Origin of the sequence: Gordonibacter pamelaeae 7-10-1-b, from assembly GCF_000210055.1 — a bacterium.
Lineage (GTDB): Bacteria > Actinomycetota > Coriobacteriia > Coriobacteriales > Eggerthellaceae > Gordonibacter > Gordonibacter pamelaeae.
Window position 1 is genome coordinate 202,421 of record NC_021021.1, and the last position, 752, is coordinate 203,172.

Annotated in this window: 1 protein-coding gene; it reads right to left on the bottom strand. The window is 67.4% G+C overall.

Annotation, left to right across the window (positions count from 1 at the left end):
* Positions 1 to 119: 119 nt before the first annotated feature.
* The gene (locus tag GPA_RS00920; protein WP_015538683.1) at positions 120 to 608 is read right to left on the bottom strand and encodes a DUF1269 domain-containing protein; all 489 of its coding nucleotides are present in this window, start codon (positions 606 to 608) and stop codon (positions 120 to 122) included.
* Between the last annotated feature and the right edge of the window lie 144 nt (positions 609 to 752).

Below are 752 nucleotides of genomic sequence, written 5' to 3' on the forward strand. Positions count from 1 at the left end.
GCGAGGGAGCGCCGGAGCCCGGCCGGCAGGGAACGCGGAGACGACGAAGCCGCCCGGCTGGGGCGGCTTCGTCGTTGGGGAGCGCGGAATCGGGCACGCAGGGGGATGCGGCGCCGTGCCTAGTTCTTGAAGAGGGCGTGCTTGAGCTCGTCCTCGTCCTTGACGGACAGCGAGGTCTGCAGCACGTCGCCGCCGAACGGGCGGATGGCGTCGATGAACTTGTCGGTGGTCATCTCGTCCACCACCATGAACACGGCGGCGCTGTCGTCGGAGGACAGCAGGTTGCGCACGCGGTCCTGGAAGTCCTTGTCCACGCCGTGCTTCACGATGGCGCCCGTCAGCGCGCCGATGCCGGCACCGATGGCCGCGCCGAACACGGGCACGAAGAACAACAGGCCGAACAGGACGCCCCAGAACAGGCCCCACACCGTGGAGGTGCCCACCTTGGAACCGGGCGTGACCACGTCGTACTTGCCGTCGGCATGGCGCGCCACCACGGCGATGGACTGCAGGCTGACGATGAGGTTCTTGTCGAGGTCGAGGACCTTCTGGTAGGCGGACTTCGCCTCTTCTTCGCTCGGATAACCGAGCACGATGAGGGTGCTCATGGGCAGGCTCCTATCAATTAGGGGGTTTACATGGGAAACCACTCTAAAGCGGGCGGGGCACGGGCAAGGGCAGAGGCGCGTTTCGGCACCGAGCCGCAACCGCCGCGTAGACGGGCCGTGCGCGACAACGCCGCCCGCATGGCG

Excerpts from the sequence above, each read along its gene's own strand:
- GPA_RS00920 (WP_015538683.1), bottom strand. The coding sequence starts at position 608 with ATGAGCACCCTCATCGTGCTCGGTTATCCGAGCGAAGAAGAGGCGAAG.